The sequence below is a fragment of the Citrobacter sp. wls829 genome, from assembly GCF_005280825.1.
In the GTDB taxonomy this organism is placed as follows: domain Bacteria; phylum Pseudomonadota; class Gammaproteobacteria; order Enterobacterales; family Enterobacteriaceae; genus Citrobacter; species Citrobacter gillenii.
Genome location: NZ_SZWP01000031.1, coordinates 1 through 2,973 on the forward strand (window position 1 = coordinate 1; position 2,973 = coordinate 2,973).

At 45.0% G+C, this 2,973-nt stretch carries 3 protein-coding genes; all 3 read left to right on the forward strand.

The genetic code is table 11. From position 1 onward, the window contains the following. Positions 1-1,909: 1,909 nt before the first annotated feature. The 3 genes from FDW88_RS04005 to FDW88_RS04015 all read left to right on the forward strand — a co-directional run bounded on the left by FDW88_RS04005 (position 1,910) and on the right by FDW88_RS04015 (position 2,967). On the forward strand, positions 1,910-2,488 hold the full coding sequence (locus FDW88_RS04005; protein WP_137362068.1) for a tyrosine-type recombinase/integrase: 579 nt from the start codon (positions 1,910-1,912) through the stop codon (positions 2,486-2,488). Between the two features lie 93 nt (positions 2,489-2,581). Next, the gene (locus FDW88_RS04010) at positions 2,582-2,779 is read left to right on the forward strand and encodes a hypothetical protein (RefSeq protein WP_048240687.1); all 198 of its coding nucleotides are present in this window, start codon (positions 2,582-2,584) and stop codon (positions 2,777-2,779) included. Then, positions 2,776-2,967 (forward strand): hypothetical protein, encoded by a 192-nt coding sequence (locus FDW88_RS04015; RefSeq protein ID WP_137362069.1) that lies wholly within the window; start codon positions 2,776-2,778, stop codon positions 2,965-2,967. The genes FDW88_RS04010 and FDW88_RS04015 overlap by 4 nt, the downstream gene beginning before the upstream one ends. Positions 2,968-2,973: the final 6 nt, after the last annotated feature.

Here is a 2,973-nt window from a genome sequence, read left to right on the forward strand (position 1 = left end):
CGCTCATGTGGTTTTCTCCTTCTGGCTTAATTGTTGGTAGTGGTTTCAGCCTGTTCAGCTTTCCACTGATCGTAAAGTTCGATTCCTTTGCGTAATCGTTCAGCGTGTTCGAAATAACCTTGACGCTTTGCTGCTGCTCGCTGGCTGTTAATTGCCTTACGTGTTTGGCTTCCGGCTTTTAAAGCCTCGAAGACAAGCTCTGGATTAAAATACTTAATGTGGGTTCTCCTTGCGTGAGATACACGGAAACACCATCCAGGGAGAACGTTATTAACGTTGCCTGATAGTGCGGTGGATTTTGGATTTTGTGGTTAGGCAGGATGCCTTTAAAGATGACAGGATGAATGCTTTCCACACCCTACTTAGTTACTCTATCATGAAATGATTCAAATGTCAATAGATTCAGGTTAATTTATCCCATTTAAGATCATAGCACACCTCTCAATTGTGATCAACCTCTACCAATCAACATGAAACGCGCTGTATCGAGCCACACAAGGTTTGCATACACATGCGCTACATCTGTATTCCCCTACCTGTTTAAAGCGCTCTATGAGGCTCCTGTGAAGCCTAACGGCATACGGGCGCACCTCTGGCACTTACTCCCGAAACCAATAGCACAACTACAGAGGGATAACGGTAGTTATCAGGATGGTAGGTGTTGGTATTGGATTGAGGCTTAGTGAACTTGCACGAGGTACGAGGGTAAGTGAACTTTAGCCACTGGCGAAGCACACGACTATTCCGCGCGCAGCGCAACGGTACTTTGCCTACGGCATAAATTCATTCGCGCCTGACGTTCGTCAGAAACGGAGTTTGCACGAGTCAAGAAGGTACAGAGTTACGCTTGTGCTTGTTCCTGAGCGGTACGGGGTCGAACCGTCAGCCCGTCAAGGGTGGCGTAGGTGAGATTTCCCGTAGAGTACCGACCAGGGACAGCGTAAAAAGATAATAAGTTCTGATCTAATAAAGTAATTTAATAAGTGATCTAATAGCTAACAGAATTCTGTTACCCCCTCCCCCAAAATTCTGTGGGGGTGTCTAACAGTTTTCTGTGGGGGTAGGGTCACAGTATTTTGTAGGGGTACTGGTGCATAGAAAGTCTAAAGGGTAACAGATTTCTGTAGGGGGCTCATTTCTCACTTTACCCAACGGTAAATCGTCGCCCTGCTCACTCCGATTTATCCCATGCAACAACCCTAGTGTAATTCCCATCAAACTGGCATGTAATCCGCTGGTAAATGGCAGGTAAAGATTGCCGTTGTTACAGGGTTAAAGTTGCCATAGTTATCAGGATAGTAACAATTGAAACTATCACTCACTTGTGCGAAAGTCTTGCGCCATGCGGCTCGTAGCTGATCGTCGTAACAATCATCACTTTGATGTATACCCGTCCTGCTTAACGACTTTCTCTAAAAATGAAGCATCGGTTTATTTTTATGCCAAAACCGCCATTTTTGAGAACAATTCTCATCAACTCAAATCCCATCGCCACAAATGAGAAAACCTCTCATTTACCGTGCAAATCTCACCCGATTCGATACACTTTAGTAAAGTGTATTGTGTAACTCATTGATTTAAATAATTAAGTACACTTTTCCATCACTTCACCGTGCAAACAGGAGTAACACCCCACCATCGAAAATAAATTTCTTGACATACCCACCGTTTCATGAACTATGAGATTAAATTTATTTTCATCTATTTTTCAATCACTTACTGATATTTGCCAAAATCTGCGCCTGGAATTGGGGAAGTGCCTCGGGCGGTGTTCGATAGGTCAGGCAACCGCGCACACATTTTGATCATTTTGTGCTCTTCTTAAATTTACGTATCGTACAACTTATTGAAAATGATCAATTTCTGATCAATGATAATTTCAACGAAACGAACATGAGGAGGGGTAAAGATGAAAGGTATTAGCCAGGCGCTAAAGAGTGCAGACGATGTTAAGGCAGTGGCAGCAGAGCTACAGCGCAACGCCAGAAGCAACCTGTTCTATTGCTTGTGGGTGTTTATGTATGAGAGCGGGTTACGTATCTCTGACGTGCTCAAGCTCAAGTATGAGGATGTAGAAGGGCAATCTCACCTCAAGGTGAAGCAGGAAAAAACGGGGAACGTGGTAAGGCCAAAAGTTACAGCGTCCATGTTGTCAGTGGTGGCAGAACGCAAGGCAGAACAAGCTAAGATGCCTGTAGCTACAGATTACATTTTCAGTGCTGCCACATTACGCAGTAGAGGAAACCCCGTTACACGTAACACGGTGTTTGCCGAGTTCGGCAAGATGGGCCGTAGAGCGGGATTCTCTAACGTGGGATGCCATACACCCCGAAAAAGTCGGGGCCGAATTTTATTCGAGAATGGGGTGCCGATTGAACAGATCGCCCATTTCCTGGGACAGACAGATCCACGGTCAACGATGTATTACATCGGGTATGGTCAGGATGTGCAGGACGATTTAACAGACGAGTTTTCTTTAGAATGGTGATCAACATGAAAGGCTTAATTGTGCTCACGCTGGCGCTATTGCCTGCCCTCGCACATGCCGCTACACAATGACCTTTGAAGAGGAGTAATGAGTATGGAGATTATAGAGATGAACGAACACACAACCGCTTTCAGCCCTATTGAGAGCGAAGAAGAATTGAAATTCGCCGTAGCATTTTTGGACATGTGGCAGAGAAGCCAGGAGCACGGCGTGAACTTTGAACATGTGTTGAAAGAGGCAATTCAACAAGCAACACCAAACGAGGATCGTAAATGGGGGAGTATCAAATGACTAACAGTTACGGATTGAAAACGCCTGAACAATGGCAACAAGAAAGTATTCTTACCCTGCTGTTTCATTACGATCACGTTGAAGCCTGTTTCATGGCTGATTCAAGCAAGGAGCTACCAGAGGATCACGACTGGAACAGAGCGGAGGAGTATTTAGAAAGCCTGATGTCAACAACGGGTAAAAAGTGATCCACT